This is a genomic window from Bradyrhizobium sp. SZCCHNR3119, from assembly GCF_032487775.1.
Lineage (GTDB): Bacteria > Pseudomonadota > Alphaproteobacteria > Rhizobiales > Xanthobacteraceae > Bradyrhizobium.
Genome location: NZ_JAUEUV010000001.1, coordinates 3,489,614 through 3,504,800, shown reverse-complemented (window position 1 = coordinate 3,504,800; position 15,187 = coordinate 3,489,614). Strand labels below are relative to the sequence as shown.

General features: G+C 64.2%; 16 protein-coding genes. 7 read left to right on the top strand and 9 right to left on the bottom strand.

Annotation, left to right across the window (positions count from 1 at the left end; translation table 11 throughout):
- Nucleotides 1-89: 89 nt before the first annotated feature.
- Genes QX034_RS16310 through QX034_RS16295 form a run of 4 tightly spaced genes read right to left on the bottom strand, consistent with a single transcriptional unit; the run spans nt 90 to nt 6,501 of the window.
- A complete protein-coding gene (locus QX034_RS16310; RefSeq protein WP_315764155.1) occupies nt 90-1,004 on the bottom strand; it encodes an ABC transporter permease in 915 nt (304 codons plus the stop codon).
- Entirely contained in the window at nt 1,001-2,173 is a 1,173-nt protein-coding gene (locus QX034_RS16305; protein WP_315701536.1) for an ABC transporter ATP-binding protein, read from the bottom strand. The genes QX034_RS16310 and QX034_RS16305 overlap by 4 nt, the downstream gene beginning before the upstream one ends.
- 32 nt (nt 2,174-2,205) lie before the next feature.
- Nucleotides 2,206-3,765 carry a glycerol-3-phosphate dehydrogenase gene (locus QX034_RS16300; RefSeq protein ID WP_315764152.1) on the bottom strand — a complete coding sequence of 520 codons (1,560 nt, stop codon included), beginning with the start codon at nt 3,763-3,765 and terminating at the stop codon, nt 2,206-2,208.
- Nucleotides 3,766-3,807: 42 nt separating this feature from the next.
- Nucleotides 3,808-6,501 (bottom strand): EAL domain-containing protein, encoded by a 2,694-nt coding sequence (locus QX034_RS16295; RefSeq protein WP_315701538.1) that lies wholly within the window; start codon nt 6,499-6,501, stop codon nt 3,808-3,810.
- A gap of 216 nt (nt 6,502-6,717) precedes the next feature.
- Here QX034_RS16295 and QX034_RS16290 point away from each other — a divergent pair, with 216 nt between their 5' ends.
- Complete coding sequence (locus QX034_RS16290) at nt 6,718-7,821, top strand: NAD(P)/FAD-dependent oxidoreductase (RefSeq protein WP_315701539.1); 1,104 nt, start codon at nt 6,718-6,720, stop codon at nt 7,819-7,821.
- 145 nt (nt 7,822-7,966) lie between these two features.
- Here the strand turns inward: QX034_RS16290 and QX034_RS16285 are convergent, their stop codons facing one another.
- A complete protein-coding gene (locus tag QX034_RS16285) occupies nt 7,967-8,152 on the bottom strand; it encodes a YdcH family protein (RefSeq protein WP_315701541.1) in 186 nt (61 codons plus the stop codon).
- A 288-nt stretch (nt 8,153-8,440) separates the two neighbouring features.
- Between QX034_RS16285 and QX034_RS16280 the strand changes: the two genes are divergently transcribed.
- The 3 genes from QX034_RS16280 to QX034_RS16270 all read left to right on the top strand — a co-directional run bounded on the left by QX034_RS16280 (nt 8,441) and on the right by QX034_RS16270 (nt 9,416).
- A complete protein-coding gene (locus QX034_RS16280; protein ID WP_315701543.1) occupies nt 8,441-8,647 on the top strand; it encodes a YdcH family protein in 207 nt (68 codons plus the stop codon).
- Nucleotides 8,648-8,879: 232 nt separating this feature from the next.
- Nucleotides 8,880-9,089, top strand: a complete 210-nt coding sequence (locus QX034_RS16275; RefSeq protein WP_315701544.1) for a hypothetical protein — start codon at nt 8,880-8,882, stop codon at nt 9,087-9,089.
- A 75-nt stretch (nt 9,090-9,164) separates the two neighbouring features.
- Nucleotides 9,165-9,416 (top strand): hypothetical protein, encoded by a 252-nt coding sequence (locus QX034_RS16270; protein ID WP_315701545.1) that lies wholly within the window; start codon nt 9,165-9,167, stop codon nt 9,414-9,416.
- A 69-nt stretch (nt 9,417-9,485) separates the two neighbouring features.
- On the opposite strand, the gene QX034_RS16265 is transcribed toward QX034_RS16270, so the two are convergent.
- A complete protein-coding gene (locus tag QX034_RS16265; RefSeq protein WP_315747766.1) occupies nt 9,486-10,181 on the bottom strand; it encodes a GGDEF domain-containing protein in 696 nt (231 codons plus the stop codon).
- A gap of 304 nt (nt 10,182-10,485) precedes the next feature.
- Here QX034_RS16265 and purE point away from each other — a divergent pair, with 304 nt between their 5' ends.
- From purE to rpsU, 3 genes are all read left to right on the top strand, one after another.
- Entirely contained in the window at nt 10,486-10,974 is a 489-nt protein-coding gene (gene purE / locus QX034_RS16260; RefSeq protein ID WP_315701547.1) for a 5-(carboxyamino)imidazole ribonucleotide mutase, read from the top strand.
- Nucleotides 10,971-12,080 (top strand): 5-(carboxyamino)imidazole ribonucleotide synthase, encoded by a 1,110-nt coding sequence (locus QX034_RS16255; protein ID WP_315701548.1) that lies wholly within the window; start codon nt 10,971-10,973, stop codon nt 12,078-12,080. Before purE ends, QX034_RS16255 begins: the two co-directional genes overlap by 4 nt.
- A 167-nt stretch (nt 12,081-12,247) precedes the next feature.
- Nucleotides 12,248-12,550 (top strand): 30S ribosomal protein S21, encoded by a 303-nt coding sequence (gene rpsU / locus QX034_RS16250; protein ID WP_315701550.1) that lies wholly within the window; start codon nt 12,248-12,250, stop codon nt 12,548-12,550.
- A 250-nt stretch (nt 12,551-12,800) separates the two neighbouring features.
- On the opposite strand, the gene QX034_RS16245 is transcribed toward rpsU, so the two are convergent.
- The 3 genes from QX034_RS16245 to QX034_RS16235 form a co-directional block, all read right to left on the bottom strand.
- Nucleotides 12,801-13,670: a hypothetical protein gene (locus QX034_RS16245; RefSeq protein WP_315701551.1), complete on the bottom strand. Its 870-nt coding sequence runs from the start codon at nt 13,668-13,670 to the stop codon at nt 12,801-12,803.
- A 93-nt stretch (nt 13,671-13,763) separates the two neighbouring features.
- Nucleotides 13,764-14,048 (bottom strand): cupin domain-containing protein, encoded by a 285-nt coding sequence (locus QX034_RS16240; RefSeq protein WP_315701552.1) that lies wholly within the window; start codon nt 14,046-14,048, stop codon nt 13,764-13,766.
- A gap of 17 nt (nt 14,049-14,065) precedes the next feature.
- The gene (locus tag QX034_RS16235) at nt 14,066-15,163 is read right to left on the bottom strand and encodes an ionic transporter y4hA (protein WP_315701553.1); all 1,098 of its coding nucleotides are present in this window, start codon (nt 15,161-15,163) and stop codon (nt 14,066-14,068) included.
- Nucleotides 15,164-15,187 lie beyond the last annotated feature (24 nt).

Sequence of the window (15,187 nt, the reverse complement as noted above, 5' to 3'; positions counted from 1 at the left end):
GACACGGTATTCGTAGCCTACCCCCCTCCCTATCCCTCCCCCACAAGGGGGGAGGGAACAGAGCGGCGCAAGTGGGAGGAAACAGAACATCATCTGCCCTCCTCCAGCTGCCGGCGCTGCAGCCGGTCGTAGAGCAGCAGCGGCAGCAGCAGCACGACCAGCAGAACCACGGCGATGCTCGAAGCCACCGGCCAGTCCTTGTTGGTGAAGAACTCCAGCCACAGGGTCTGGCCGATCATCAGGGATTGCGAGCCCGCGAGCAGATCGGGAATCACGAACTCGCCGACGATCGGGATGAAGCAGAGCAATATTCCGGCGCCGACGCCGGGCAGCGACAGCGGAAACGTCACCAGCCAGAAGGTTTCCCGCGGCGACGCGCCGAGATCGGCGGCGGCTTCCTCCAGCGCAGGCTCCAGCTTCGCAAGCGTCGCATAGAGCGGCAGGATCATGAACGGCAGATAGGAATAGACGATGCCGATATACATCGCGGTGTCGGTGGAGAGCCACGCGACGGGCGAGGAGACCAGATGCAATGCGAGCAGGATCTGGTTAAGCAGGCCATCGTGCTGCAGGATGTTGATCCAGGCATAGATGCGGATCAGGAACGAGGTCCAGAACGGCACGATGACGAGCAGCATCGCGGTTGCCTGCCAGCGCCTGGGCAGGCGTGCCATGGCATAGGCGATGGGATAGCCGATCGCGAGCAGAATCGCGGTGGAGGTCGCTGCCACCATCAGGCTGCGCAGATAAGACAACAGATAGAGATCGTCCGAGAACAGCAGGCGGAAATTATCCGCCGACAGCGCGGCGAAAGCGTCCCTGATCCCAGTCCAACCGTCCGCCACGGAAAACACCGGCGCGTAGGGCGGCTGCGCGATCACCGTCTGCGACAGGCTGATCTTCACGATGAAGCCGAACGGCACCAGGAAGAACAGCGCCATCCAGACGTAAGGTGCGATCGCGGCCAGCCGCGCCGGACGGGCAAAGGTGCGGCGCGCGCTCATCGTTCCAGCACCACGCAGTCGTCAGGCGTAAACCACGCCACCACGCGATGGCTGACGCCATAGCCATCGACGTCGAGCCGCGCGGTGTTGGCCGCTGCCGCGCGCAGCACAGCGCCGCTGTCGAGCTTGACCTTGTAGACCGTGGTGCCGCCGAGATAATTGGCCTCGGTGATGACGCCCTCCATGCGGTTGATCGCATGGGCGGTCAGCGCGTCGGTCGCGGGCCCGCGTCGCGCCAGCCGCACTTTCTCGGGCCGGATCGCGACCGCAACAGCCGACTCGGCGAGCGGCATCAGCGGCGCGGCGGCGACGAGCTCGCCGGCATTGCGCGTCGCGATCGTCAACCGATGCGGCTCGTGCCCCTTCACCTCGCCCTCGAACAGGTTGACGTCGCCGACGAACTCCGCGATCCAGCGCGAGGCCGGCTCTTCATAGAGGCGCCGCGGCGTCGCCACCTGCTCCAACCGGCCGGCGTCCATCACGCCGATCCGGTTTGCAACCGTCATCGCCTCGTCCTGGTCGTGGGTGACGATGATGAAGGTCATGCCGAGCCGGCGCTGCAACTCCATCAGCTCCACTTGCGTGCTCTCGCGCAGCTTCTTGTCGAGCGCGGCCATCGGCTCATCGAGCAGCAGCACTTGCGGCCGCCGTGCCAGCGACCGCGCCAGCGCCACGCGCTGCTTCTGGCCGCCGGAGAGCTGGTCGGGCTTGCGCTTCTCCAGCCCCTCCAGCCTGACCAGCGCGACCATCTCCGCCACGCGCGAGGCGATCTCGCGCCGCGCCATGCCGGCCCGTCTCAAACCGAAGGCGATGTTGTCGTAGACCGACAAATGTGGAAACAGCGCGTAGTTCTGGAACATCATGTTGACGGGACGCTGATGCGGCAGCGCCTGCGCGATATCCTCGCCGCCGAGCAGGATACGTCCCTCGTCCGGGGTCTCGAAGCCGGCCAGCATCCGCAGCAGCGTGGTCTTGCCGCAGCCGCTCGGGCCGAGCAGCGCAAAAAACTCGCCGGCGTGGATCTCGAGCGAAACGCCATCGACCGCGCGAAAACCGCCGAACGCCTTGACGACGCCCTCCATGCGCAGCAGCGGCATGATCGGATCCGGCAAGGGCAAGGGCTTGGCCGGCTCCGCGGCGATCTCCGTATTCGCGATGTCCTCAGCCATGTCCCGATAAGCGTTGCGATGCCCGCCGCAAGCTAACGACGGATCGGCCACGGCTCAACCGGCGTCGTCGCGCTATCCCCTCTCCGATCGCCCAGGACGTCCAGGACGCCCACAGCCTGCCCTGAGGCTGCGCCTCCCATGAAGGCCGCCAGCGCGTCCCGCTCCGCCGGCGTCATCGTCAGACCGAGCTTGGTGCGGCGCCAGAGGATATCGTCGGCGAACCGTGCCCATTCCTTGGCCATGAGATAGCGCACTTCGGCTTCCGTGAGCTCCGCCCCGAAGCTCCGACCGAGATCGGTGCGGCTCTTGGCCTCGCCCAATATGTCGGCGAGCCGGGAGCCATAGGCGCCAACCAGACGCTGCGCCTCTGCCTCGGTCAGAAAGCGCCAGCGCTCGCGCGCGAGCTCGACCTGCTCGTCGAAGCGGTCCCAGGCAAAATCTCCGCCCGGCAGCGGCCTCCGCGCCGTCCAGCGCGGCGCCATCGGACAAACCCGCGAGAGCCGGTCGATGGCGCGTTCAGCACGACGCCTGACGGTGGTGACATCACCGCCCGAGAGGGTCAGCAGCGGCGCCCGGCTCCGGCCGGCATCAAAGTCCATCATACTGGCCGCCGGCGCGCGACCACCGTCGCGCGCGAACACCATGTTGGCACCCGACACGGTCCTGATCACGTCGACGGGCTGGATCTCCGCCCGGAAGTAGCGGTTCACGGCCGTGCAGAGATAGGCGACATCCACGGCCGGCACCGCGACCACCGCGGGGTCGCCCTTGAAGGCATGGGAGACCGTGCCGACCAGCGTGAAATCCCGCGCATAGGGACTGGCGAAGATCAGCTGCCCATCCGGATTCTGGAACACGTAGACGGTATCGACATCGAACAGGCGCGGCACGACGATCTGGCTCACCTGCCGCGCGACGAGCCGTGGCGAGGGCTGGCGCAACACTGTTTCTGCGGTGGACGCGCTCCAGGCGCCGGTGGCGTTGGCGAGCGCACGCGCGGTCAGGATGCGCCGGTAGCCGCGATCGATCACCGCGAGCCGCCAGATCCGATCGCGATCAGCGCGCACGCACCGGGCGCCGGTGCAGATGGCGGCGCCCCGCTCCGCCGCATCGAGCGCCGTCAGCACGACCAGGCGCGAATCGTCCACCAGGCAATCGGAATATTCGAAGGCGGTGCCGATCGGGCGCTGCAGCGCATTGCCGATCGGGTGGTGCGTGACGTCCAGGGTCGTTGCGGCCGGCAGGCGACTGTGGGAGCCCAGCCGATCGTAAAGCCACAACCCGGCGCGCAGGCGCCAGGGCGGACGCTCATTGGCGTGCGCGGGAACAGCAAACCGGATCGGCCGCACCAGATGCGGCGCGATATCGAGCCAGATGTCGCGTTCGGACAGCGCCGCGCGGACCCGGAGCAAGCCGCGGCGCTCCAGCATGGCAAGATCGCCGTGGACCAGCCTCGAGCTCGCCGAGGAGGCCGCAGCGCCGAGATCGCCCTGCTCGATGAGAATCACGCGCAGCCCGCGGCCGGCGGCATCGCGCGCCAGGCTTGCGCCGTTCAGCCCGCCACCGATGACCGCCAGATCGTAATCCGTCATGCGCGAATGTGCCGAAGCGCGCCGAAATGGTGCGCGCTTTACCTAACCGGTCTTGCGCACTGACTCCATGACATTGGCATCATTGCGGCCGACCAGCGCATCATATTTCTCGATCGGCAGCGGCTTGCCCAGGAGATAGCCCTGAACGGAGTCGCAGCCTTCCTCGGCCAGGAACCCGAGCTGCTCCGGCGTCTCGACCCCTTCGGCCACGATCAGCATGTTCATGCCGTGACCGAGATCGATCACCGCGCGCACGATCGCGGCGGACTGCGGGGTGCGTCCGAGATTCATGACGAAGGCACGGTCGATCTTGATCTTGTCGAACGGGAACGCCTGCAGATAGCTCAAAGAGGAATAACCGCTACCGAAATCGTCCATCGAGATCCGCACCCCGAGCGCCTTCAGCCGTCGCAGCAGGCCGAGACCGCGATCGAAATCCTCGATCAGCACGCCTTCGGTGATTTCGAGCTCCAGCCGGTCCGGCGTGAGACCGGTCTCGATCAGGATCGAGTGCACAAGCCCGACCAGATCGCCGTGAACGAATTGCGCCGGCGACAGGTTGACGGCGACCTGCAGCGGCTTGGGCCAGGACGCCGCCTCGCGGCAGGCCTCGCGCAGAATCCATTCGCCCATCTCGACGATCAGGCCGCTTTCCTCGGCCAGCGGGATGAAATCGCTCGGCGGAACGAAGCCGCGCTGCGGGTGCTGCCAGCGGGCAAGCGCCTCGAAGCCGATGATCTCGCTGGCGTCCACCGTGCGGCCGGAACTCGCCTGCGGCTGGAAATACAGCGACAGTTCGCCGTTCTTGATCGCGACCGAGAGCTCCTGGTGCAGCACGCGACGATCGCGGATCTGCTGATCCATTTCGGGCTCGTAGAAGGTGATGCTTCCGCGCGACTTGGCCTTGGCACGGAACAGGGCCGCACCGGCATTGGCGAGCAGCGAGGCAGGATCCGAGCCATTGTGCGGAAACACCGAGATGCCCGTCGTCAGCGCGGTGCGGATCGACTTGCCGTCGATCTGGAACTCGATGGCGATGGCTTGCGCCAGCTGCTCGGCCAGCCGCTGCCCGGCCTCGGGCTGCTTGCCGTCGATGATCAAGCCGAACTCGTCGCCCGACAGCCGCGCCACGACCCCGCCCCGTGCGGCGTCCTGGACCCGATGCGCAACCTCGATCAGGAGCTTGTCGCCGATCGCATGGCCGAAGACGTCATTGACCTCCTTCAGCCCCTTGAGGTCGACGTTGAGAACCGCGAACTCCTCGCAGGTCGCCCCGCACGCTTCGATCATCTGACTGAGCGCCTGCAGGAAGGCGGCCCGGTTGGGCAGGTCGGTCAGGCCGTCATGATAGGCCATGTGGGCCATCCGCGACTCGGTCTGGCGACGGTCGGTCACGTCTTCGTAGGTCTTGATCAGATATTGCGGCTCGTCATTGTCGCCGTTGACGATCATCCGCCTTGTCAGGAACAGGCGCAGGCCGTCCTTGGTCGAAATCGGGTGCTCCTCGGTGATCAGGCTGCGCTTCTTGATCGCGGCCTCATCGCGGGCGATGATCAGCTTGGCCTCCCGCGGATTGAAGATGTCGGCGGTGGTCAGCCCGGTGACGTCCTCGCGCCGGCGATTGAGGATCATCTCCGCGCTGCGGTTGGCAAGCAGATAGCGGCCGTCGCTGACGCGCTCGACGATCAGCGAAACCGGGATGTTGTCGACCACGAGCTCGAGGAACCTCTTGGCGTTTTCGAGCTCGTAGCTCAAGGCGCGGCGCTCGGTGTCGTCGTCGAGCAGCGCGATCAGGAACTGCGGTTCGTTCTTCTCGTTGCGCGCGATGACGCGATTGGAGGCGAGGATGCGCCGTTCCTCGCCGCGCCGGATCATCAGCTCGCTGCGGTAGGCCTCGCTGGACGCAAGCAATGCAGCGCGGTCTGCGGCCTCGATATTCGCAGCCGTTTCGGGTGAGAACAACTCGCTGGCGCGCCGGCCCGTGATTCGCTCGCGAGGCAGGCCCGAGAATTTCTCGAAGGCGCGGTTGGCGAAGATATAGCGGCCGTCGTCGATGTTCTTGGCGGCTACGCAGACCGGCACGTGGTCCAGCACCGATTCCAGGAACTGCTTGGTCGAGGCGAGCTCCCGCTCCAGCCTGCGCCGCTCGGTGCAATCCTCGTGAACTCCGATCGAACCGCCATCCGGCAGATGAAACAGTTTCGCCACCACCGCGCGGCCATCCGGCAGCTCGGTGACGTAGCCCTCCGGTTCGCGCGCCCGACGGGCGTATTCCTGGATCGACAGGTTGAGCAAGCCGCGCTTGCGCCGAAGCTCGGCGAGTTCGCGGCCGGTCGAGCCGCGCGGAATGTCGGCGCGGCTCAGGCCATAGATGTCCAAGAAGCGATCATTGTAGAAGACGATGCGGTTGGCCGCATCGGTCATCATGATGCCCTGGCTGAGATTGTTCAGCGCGGAACTGACGAATGCGTCGCGATGCAACTGTTCGCGCTTGTAACGGCGCAGCGCCGAATGGACCCACAGCAGGACAGAGGCGAGAAACGCGCAGACGACAAGGCCTCCGATGAGCATTTCCCAGAGCACGTTTGCATCGAGATCGCCGAAGGCACGTTGCTGCGGGACGTTCGCAGCCAGGCTCCGCACAGGCGCGAGCGACATCGCAACTGCAGCGAAGCCCGCAATGGCCTGCGCAGGAATCAGATTCTTGCCGCCTGCCTGCCAATTGTTGCCAGCCATCGATCACCCGCGGATTTCGGGAGCACAATCTCTGGTCGGACGCGTTTGGATCGGGTAAACGGCTTCTCGCGCTTCGCGAAAACGGCAGCGCCGACGTCCGCCTTTGACCAATGATGATGAATGCCTCGTTAAAATCAGGATCGCCGCTCCGCCTTTGCCCCGCAACTGCGGCGTGCAGACCCGCGAATTTGCTAACTATGCAGCGGCGGTCACACCATGGATAAGGTCGACTGCGTCGTTATCGGCGCCGGTGTCGTTGGCCTCGCGATTGCCCGGCGATTGGCAAAGGCCGGCCGCGAGGTCGTGGTCCTGGAGGCGGCCGAGGACATCGGCACCGTCACCTCCTCGCGCAATAGCGAGGTGATCCATGCCGGCATCTACTACAAGGCCGGCAGCCTGATGGCGCGCTTCTGCGTCCAAGGCAAGCGCTTGCTCTATCGCTATTGCGACGAGCACGGCATTCCCTACCGCAATTGCGGCAAGCTGATCGTAGCGACGACCGCGAACGAAACCGACAAACTGCAAGGCATTCGCGCGCACGCGGCGGCCAATGGGGTCGACGACCTGCAGTTGCTGTCAGGGGATGCGGCACGCGCCCTCGAACCTGCGCTCGCCTGCGCGGCCGCGCTGCTGTCGCCATCGACGGGCATCATCGACAGTCACGCCTACATGCTGTCGCTGCGCGGCGAAGCAGAAGCCGCAGGAGCCGCATTTGCCTTTCACACGCCGCTGCTGCGGGCCAAGGCCGATGCAGACCAGATCGAGCTCGATGCCGGCGGCGACCAGCCGATGATCCTCGGCTGCCGGCTGCTCGTCAATGCGGCCGGGCTGAATGCACCCGCGGTGGCGCGCATGATCGACGGCATGCCGCTCGCGCTGATTCCGCCGGCCTATCTGGCCAAGGGCAACTACTTCAGCTGCAGCGTCCGGGCGCCGTTTGCGCGATTGATCTATCCGGTGCCGGAGCCCGGCGGCCTCGGCGTGCACCTGACGCTAGATCTGGCGGGACAGGCCCGTTTCGGTCCCGACGTAGAATGGGTCGATCATATCGACTATGCGGTGGATCCGGCACGGGCCGAGCGGTTTTATCCGGCGATCCGCAGATATTGGCCGACGCTGCCCGATGGTGCGCTGATGCCGGCCTATTCCGGCATGCGCCCCAAGATCGTACCGCCCGCCGTGGCGACGCAGGACTTTCTGATTCAGGGCCCCAGCGATCACGGCGTTGCAGGGCTGATCAATCTGTTTGGAATTGAATCGCCGGGACTGACATCGTCGCTGGCGATTGCCGACCATGTCGGCGAGCTCGCAGGTATTTAGGAAAGCCGCTCGTTCATCATGGGAACGAGCCAAATGGGACAAGAGCCAAGTAGGCGGCCAGGTAAGCAGGTTAGGTCAGCATGCCATCTGGGATGGAGCGAGACCGTCCACCCCAGAAGGATTTCGAAAATGATGTGGTTCGCCTTCAGTGAACCGTTTCGCTAGTGGCGAGCTTCAAGCGCTCGATCTCGTCCTTCACCATCAACTTTCGTCGCTTCAATTCGGCAATTCGCAGGTCGTCCGTCGAAAGGTGCAGGAGAGCATCATGCAATTCGTTTTCAAGAACTTTGTGCTTACGTTCCAGTTCAACGAGATGCGCCTGAATGGCCATTCGCAACCTCCTTGGTGAGTTAACCTGAGATTCGACCAGGACTATTGAGTGTACACGACTCGCTTGTCGTGTCGATGGGCCAAAGAACCGCGGGCGCAAATTTGCGCACCATGTGTAATGAAGCGTGAGCAGATCACGCGCAGTCCTGACTTGCGCGAACGCGAAATTCGGCAGGACAATGCGGCCATCGGGAACATCGTGACTTGCGTCGCAGCTTCGCTGCAGCAATAGTCGATCGTCCCTCCGCAAGCCTTTTCCTCCCTCTGTGCTTTTTTGCTAATATAGATCATGGCCGATCCAGACGAGCGCGAGTTGCACGCAGAACTCGCACGCTTGCAGCAGGAACACCGCGACCTCGACGCGGCGATTGATGCGCTGCATCAATCGCCCGCGCCAGATCTCTTGCGGCTGCAGCGGTTGAAAAAACGCAAGCTGTTGTTGCGCGATCGGATCGCCTTCATCGAAGACCAGATCACGCCCGATATCATCGCTTGATCTGTAGGCCTTGGCGAGCGGGCCGCCCGGCTTGGCCGCAAGCCGGCGCGAGGGATGCGGCTCACGAAGCGATTGTCGGTTGCCTTTACGCCGTCGGCAAAAACGCCGATCGGACCCGGATCTCCCGATCATCGAAAACACGATTGACAATCCAGAACAAAACAGGAACAATCGGCACAGTATTCACCGCCCTGGCAACGCGCCGACGTCACCCCGACCAAGGGAGATCCCGATGCAAGCAGCCTTCCCGTCCGATGATGGCCTTTACGAACGCGCCTGCGATCAGGCGATCGCGATGTGCAGCGGCAATCTCCGCTCGACCATCAAAGCCCTGATCATGGCCAACGAATATCTCGAGCTGGAATTGCAGGAGCTGCGCGCTGCGGTGGTCTGCGGCTGCGTGCCGAACCCGCTCGATCGCGCAAACAGCGAAGCCGCATAAGCTGGCAGCTCGCCCCGCGATGGGTGAGCTTCGCAGAGCATTGGTCAGTTGAAAGGAGCGTCAGGAGATAGCGCAATGTCCGAGATCACCTACTATGTCGCGATGCCGTTCACGCGTGATGCCTCCGGCATGCTGATCGCCGGCACCGCAGAGGAATGCCAAAGCTCGACCACGGCGCTGCTGCGCGCGGAGATGATGTCGCACCTGGAGGGGAATATCGGCGCCGTTGCCTTCAGCCGCAGCGGCGATCCCATGATGGGCGAGTTCAGCGATGCACGGCTGTTACGCAAATTCGGGCAGGTGCCGGACGATCTCGGCGGGATGTAACCGCACATCCTCGGATGCGTTGCCAAACCGGACGAACTGACCGGCCGATGCTTCGATTCCGAACATCGATCAGCTCGCGGCGCATTCATTTGCGAATTTCGGAATCGAAGCGCACCGTCGCTCTCTCTTGCGGATGTACATGGCGCGATCCGCCGCTTCCAGGCCGCGCGCGGCATCCGTGTGCGGGTCCAGAATCGCAACGCCCGCCGATGCACCGACCCGCACGGTTTGCGCCTCGAATTCGAAACTCAGCGCATCGATCGCGTGCTCCAGCGTGAGAGCCTTGGCAGCAGCATCCAGCGCACTCAAGTTCCACAACAGGATGCCGAATTCGTCACCGCCCAACCGCCCGACCACATCGGACGAGCGCACCTGCCCCGACAGGGTGCGCGCTACCGCCCTCAGAACCTCATCGCCTGCCGCGTGGCCGAAGGTATCGTTGACCGGCTTTAAACGGTCGACATCGAGCAGGATCAGTGCACCGGTCGCCCCGTAGCGCTTGATGTAAGCTGCGGACCGATCCAATTCGCGGACGAATCCTCGCCGGTTGAAGATGTCGAGGAGGAAGTCCCGCTCGGCACTCGCCTTGAGTTCTTCGATCTGCCTCGCCGCCTGCGCAAGTTCCCGCCGCAGCCGGTGAATGGTCTGACGCGTACCCGGGAAACTGACCTCGGCTTGCGCGTCACCGAATGTCCGGATCTGCCGCCGAACCAGGATCCCTGGTTTCGCCCATACGCGGGGCCGCCCATTACGCTTCTGTTTCATCGAATCCCTGACGCGCACCGCCGTGCCTCGGCGGATTGCAGTTCGAGCGGTGGCACATGACGGAACTTCGAACTCAATCTGCACGATTCGAGCCGCACCGTGGCGGTCGATCGGCGCGCGATCCACGCATCCGAAACTCGCCAGAACGTTGCGCGAACATCGGCGGCGGAACGCTACTTATGGGCTTGCCGCGATTCGCCAAGACGGGATAGTGCATTCGCGTCTCCTTACCATGCCTTGCCGCGGTCGGGCCGGCCCCTATACTCCGGCTCATGTTTCTGGATTCCCGAGAAGAATTGAGCTTATGACTGCCCCGATCGCCATCATCATGGGAAGCCAGTCGGACTGGCATACCATGCGCCATGCCGCCGATACGTTGGCGGAGCTGGGATTAGGCTACGACGCCCGCATCGTATCCGCGCATCGGACCCCCGATCGGCTCTACGCGTTTGCCAAGGGAGCGAAGGCGGCCGGCTTCAAGGTGATCATTGCCGGCGCCGGAGGCGCCGCCCATCTGCCCGGCATGACCGCCGCTTTGACCGAACTGCCGGTATTCGGGGTGCCCGTGGAGTCCAAGACCATGTCCGGGCTCGATTCGCTTTATTCGATCGTGCAGATGCCCGCCGGAATTCCGGTCGGGACGCTCGCGATCGGCAAGTCCGGCGCGATCAACGCGGCCCTTCTGGCGGCAAGCGTGCTTGCGCTGACCGACGCGGAACTTGCGGCGCGCGTGGCAGCCTGGCGAGCACAGCAGACCGAGCAGGTCGCCGAACGCCCGGAGGGATCGGCGTGACTGCGTCTCATCCGGTGCGGCTCAAGCCCGGCGACACCATCGGCATTCTCGGCGGCGGACAATTGGGGCGCATGCTGGCGCTCGCGGCGGCGCGGCTCGGACTGCGCTGCCAGGTGTTTTCGCCGGATCCGGATTCTCCGGCTTTCGACGTCGTGCAGCGCGCCACCTGCGCCGAATATGCCGATGTCGAGGCGCTGGAGTTCTTCGCCAACGACGTCGACGTCGTGACCTATGAATTCGAAAACGTCCCCTCCGCGGCAGCCATGGTGCTGGCTGCGAGGCGGCCGGTGCTGCCGAGCCGGACGGTGCTGGAAACGACGCAGGATCGCCTTGCCGAAAAGGATTTCGTCACCTCGCTCGGCATTCGGACTGCGGATTACGCCGACGTCTCCTCGGTGGCAGGCTTGCGCGAGGCGATCGTCCGCATCGGCCTGCCCGGCGTGCTCAAGACCCGCCGTTTCGGTTATGACGGCAAGGGCCAGATCAAGATACGCCAGGGCGACGATCTCGAGCGCGCCTGGGCCGAGCTCGGTACGAGGTCCGCGATCCTCGAGGCGTTTGTTCCATTCGAGCGCGAGATCTCGGTCGTCGCTGCGCGGGCGGCCGACGGCCAGGTCGAATGTTTCGACGTGACCGAGAACGAACACCGCGATCACATCCTGAAGATCTCGCGGGCGCCGGCCGCAATCCCGGACGCGCTCGCCGAGCAGGCGCGCGAGATCGCCGGCCGGATCGCGACCGCGCTCGATTATGTCGGTGTGCTCGCAGTCGAAATGTTCGTGGTGCCCGGCAAACAGGGGCCGAGCGTGCTCGTCAATGAAATCGCGCCGCGGGTGCATAATTCGGGGCACTGGACCCTGGACGGCGCTTCGATCTCGCAATTCGAGCAGCACATCCGCGCCATCGCCGGCTGGCCGCTGGGCAAGCCGGTACGCCACGGCGAGGTCACGATGACCAATCTGATCGGCGACGAGATCAACACCTACGAGCAATGGCTCACCGTCCCCGGCGCGACCGTCCACCTCTACGGCAAAGGTACCCCGCGACCCGGCCGCAAGATGGGACACGTGACGCTGGTGTCGCCGACCCCGCCGAAATCCGCCTGATCCTACCCGCCCGCGGAACAGCTAAACTTTGCGTCAGGGTTACCAGGGCGGGTGGACATTGGTCCCGTAGTCTGATACATCGGCGCGCTCAAGGTTAAGGGCGAGGCCATTTGCCAGCCCTGGCTTCACCCGATTCCAAACCGATGTACTGAGAAAGAGGATGCCGCGTGCAGGTTCTCGTTCGCGATAACAATGTCGATCAAGCCCTCAAGGCGCTCAAGAAGAAGATGCAGCGCGAGGGTATTTTCCGCGAGATGAAGCTCCGCGGACATTACGAGAAGCCCTCTGAGAAGAAAGCCCGGGAAAAGGCCGAAGCCGTGCGCCGCGCACGCAAGCTGGCGCGCAAGAAGTTGCAGCGTGAAGGCCTGCTGCCGATGAAGCCGAAGCCGGTGTTCGGCGCTGGCGCCGGTGGTGACCGGGGTGCGGGCCGTGGTCCGGGCGCAGGTGCGCGCAGCGGCGGCATGCGCTGATCGCGAACCAATTCGAGTTTTGAGATGACAGCGCGGGCCTTCGGGCTCGCGCTTTTGTTTTGGGCTATGGCGTCGTCGGTTCACACGCCGTCGTCATGGGCTCCAATGCCCGGCTGCACAATCATCGGGAGACCGAGGTCGTCTACCTGCGACAGAGCGCCGCAGGGAAGGACCGCGGCGACGGCGACCACCGACGTCTCGTCTAATTCAGCTTTCCGGCCCGATCCGACCGGAAGCATTGCCCGACGAATTACTTCGGGATGACCGCGTGGAACACCGACTTGGCCGCGGAGAGCATATCCTCGGCGACGTTATGCATACGCTCCTTGGCGGATTCCGTGTCGGCGCGCAGATCGAGCGGGCGGAGCGGCGAAGCCAGGGGGATATCGGCCGGCGGCGTCGGACGCCCGTCCGGCTGAACCGAGCCGGTAATCGCAGGGTTGCCGGGCGGAGGACCAAGCACGACCGACGTGTCGGCTGGTGGCGTGGACACGGTGATCGGAGGCGGCAATGGCCGCACCGGAGACACCGGCGGCGGGGCAGCGGTCACGATGCGCGACGGATCCGCCGGAGCACGAGCAGGATCCGAGGGCTTCTCGGCAGGTTTGGTCGCCTCGCTCGCCCGCAGCCGCTCGATTGCGGCCCGGGCCAGATCGGCGGCGTCGCGGTGCTCTTCCGGAGCAGGCATCTCAGCGGGCGTGCTGCGCGCGATCAGCTTTTCCCGCGCTGGCACATGGCGCTGCGCCTCGGCGGGCGCATTTGCCGTCTCAGCCGGCTTGGCCTCGATCGACTTCTCTCCAGCAGCCTTTTCGCTCACCGACTTCTCGGCAATGCCCTTAGCCTTGATGCCGGGACCGGGAAAGTTCGAGAGCTCGACCGACGTCTCCGCCGGCTTGGCGTCCGGCTTCGCACCGGCCGTCTTGGAAGCGTCAGCCTTGGGAGCGTCGTTCTTGGAAGCGTCGTTCTTGGAGTCGACCGTCGTCGGCGCCACAGCCGCGACCGTGGCTGAAGGGGTGGCGGGCTTGGCGTTGATATAGTGATTGACGATGTACGCCCCGAGGATGGTCGCGACCACCGACGGGACGATCTCCATGGCGAGCTTTTTCAGATATTTCAGCATGCTGACCACTCCCCGCCGGTATTTGGGGGAACTTTGAGGCACAATTAAGGGATCAGATACGACACATCAGTGGCATTTTAGTAAAGAAAAGCTTTACGGCTTCAACTCAATTTCCAGGAAGACAATTTCGGAAGACGTCTCGTTCAGCACGTCGTGTTCCACACCTGCTTTGCGGAAGTAAGATTTCCCGACTGCAAGCTGCGCCGAGTTCCGTTCCCCGCTTGGCGCCACGATGGTCATCTCGCCGGCAGTGACGGGAACAATGACATAATCCATCTCATGAATGTGACGGCCGGTGGCGCTGCCGGGGGCCAGGCGCCATTCGGTGACGCGCACTTCGGGAGTGTCGACCTGAATATCGGATTTGGCGCTGAGCATCTCACGTTCCCTGCTGATCACGGCACGAACAACAGAAACACGAATACGGCGAACACGACCATGTGCACCAGCCCAAACAGGACGTTGGTCCTGCCGGTGCCGAAGGTGAGCATGCTCAGCACGAATGTCAGAATCAGGAGCGCCATTCCAGGCGGGTTCAGGCCGAGCACCAGGGGCTTGTCGAGCGCGTAGCCGGCCAGCCCGACCGCGGGAATGGTCAACCCAATGGTCGCAAGCGAAGAGCCGAGCGCCAGGTTGATGCTCCGCTGCAGATCATTGGCGCGCGCAGCCGAGATCGCCGCAACGCTCTCGGGCAGCAGAATCAGCGCCGCCACCAGCACGCCGGCCAAGGCCGGCGGGGCGCCGGTCGCGGCCACGCCGGCATCGACCACCAGCGAGAACTTCTTGGCAAGCAGCACGACCGACAGCAATGCCACCAGCAGGAGGCCGATGCTGAACGCGAGCATCCGCGGCGGCAATTTCGGATCATGGTCGGTGAATGCCGAAGCGCCGCTCACGAAATAATCGCGGTGTCGCGTCGTCTGGGTGTAAAGGAAAACGGCATAGAGCAGGATCGTGACCACGCTGACGAATCCGAGCTGGGCGGCGGAATAGACCGGCCCTGTCTCGGTCAAGGTGAAATTCGGGAGCACCAGCGTGATCGTCGCCAGCGTGAACAGCACGCTGAGATACAGATTCGCGCCCGAGACCTGGAAATCCTGCTCGCGGTAGCGCAGGCCGCCGATGAAAACGCAGATTCCGACCAGGCCGTTGCAGACGATCATCACCACCGCAAACACGGTATCCCGGGCGAGCGTCGGCACCGACTTGTCGCCGAGCATGATGGTCGCGATCAGCGCCACCTCGATCACCGTGACAGCCAAGGTCAGAAGCAGCGTTCCATAGGGCTCGCCGAGCTCATGCGCGATCACCTCGGCGTGATGCACGGCCGCAAACACCGTCCCGAACAGAACGATCAGCAATCCGCCAGCGAACACGAGGCCGCCTAATGTGGGCGCAAACTCGTAATGCGTGGCTGTCACCAGCGCAAACAGCACCACGGCCAATGCGGGAAAGACCACGGCCGATCTGGGCGTCGCGTTCACAGCACTCATGTGACAGAGCCCCTCAATTGTGCG

What these genes read in the sequence shown, in the direction of transcription:
- QX034_RS16310 (WP_315764155.1), bottom strand. Translation starts at nt 1,004, where the DNA reads ATGAGCGCGCGCCGCACCTTTGCCCGTCCGGCGCGGCTGGCCGCGATC.
- QX034_RS16305 (WP_315701536.1), bottom strand. Translation starts at nt 2,173, where the DNA reads ATGGCTGAGGACATCGCGAATACGGAGATCGCCGCGGAGCCGGCCAAG.
- QX034_RS16300 (WP_315764152.1), bottom strand. Translation starts at nt 3,765, where the DNA reads ATGACGGATTACGATCTGGCGGTCATCGGTGGCGGGCTGAACGGCGCA.
- QX034_RS16295 (WP_315701538.1), bottom strand. Translation starts at nt 6,501, where the DNA reads ATGGCTGGCAACAATTGGCAGGCAGGCGGCAAGAATCTGATTCCTGCG.
- QX034_RS16290 (WP_315701539.1), top strand. Translation starts at nt 6,718, where the DNA reads ATGGATAAGGTCGACTGCGTCGTTATCGGCGCCGGTGTCGTTGGCCTC.
- QX034_RS16285 (WP_315701541.1), bottom strand. Translation starts at nt 8,152, where the DNA reads ATGGCCATTCAGGCGCATCTCGTTGAACTGGAACGTAAGCACAAAGTT.
- QX034_RS16280 (WP_315701543.1), top strand. Translation starts at nt 8,441, where the DNA reads ATGGCCGATCCAGACGAGCGCGAGTTGCACGCAGAACTCGCACGCTTG.
- QX034_RS16275 (WP_315701544.1), top strand. Translation starts at nt 8,880, where the DNA reads ATGCAAGCAGCCTTCCCGTCCGATGATGGCCTTTACGAACGCGCCTGC.
- QX034_RS16270 (WP_315701545.1), top strand. Translation starts at nt 9,165, where the DNA reads ATGTCCGAGATCACCTACTATGTCGCGATGCCGTTCACGCGTGATGCC.
- QX034_RS16265 (WP_315747766.1), bottom strand. Translation starts at nt 10,181, where the DNA reads ATGAAACAGAAGCGTAATGGGCGGCCCCGCGTATGGGCGAAACCAGGG.
- purE (WP_315701547.1), top strand. Translation starts at nt 10,486, where the DNA reads ATGACTGCCCCGATCGCCATCATCATGGGAAGCCAGTCGGACTGGCAT.
- QX034_RS16245 (WP_315701551.1), bottom strand. Translation starts at nt 13,670, where the DNA reads ATGCTGAAATATCTGAAAAAGCTCGCCATGGAGATCGTCCCGTCGGTG.
- QX034_RS16240 (WP_315701552.1), bottom strand. Translation starts at nt 14,048, where the DNA reads ATGCTCAGCGCCAAATCCGATATTCAGGTCGACACTCCCGAAGTGCGC.
- QX034_RS16235 (WP_315701553.1), bottom strand. Translation starts at nt 15,163, where the DNA reads ATGAGTGCTGTGAACGCGACGCCCAGATCGGCCGTGGTCTTTCCCGCA.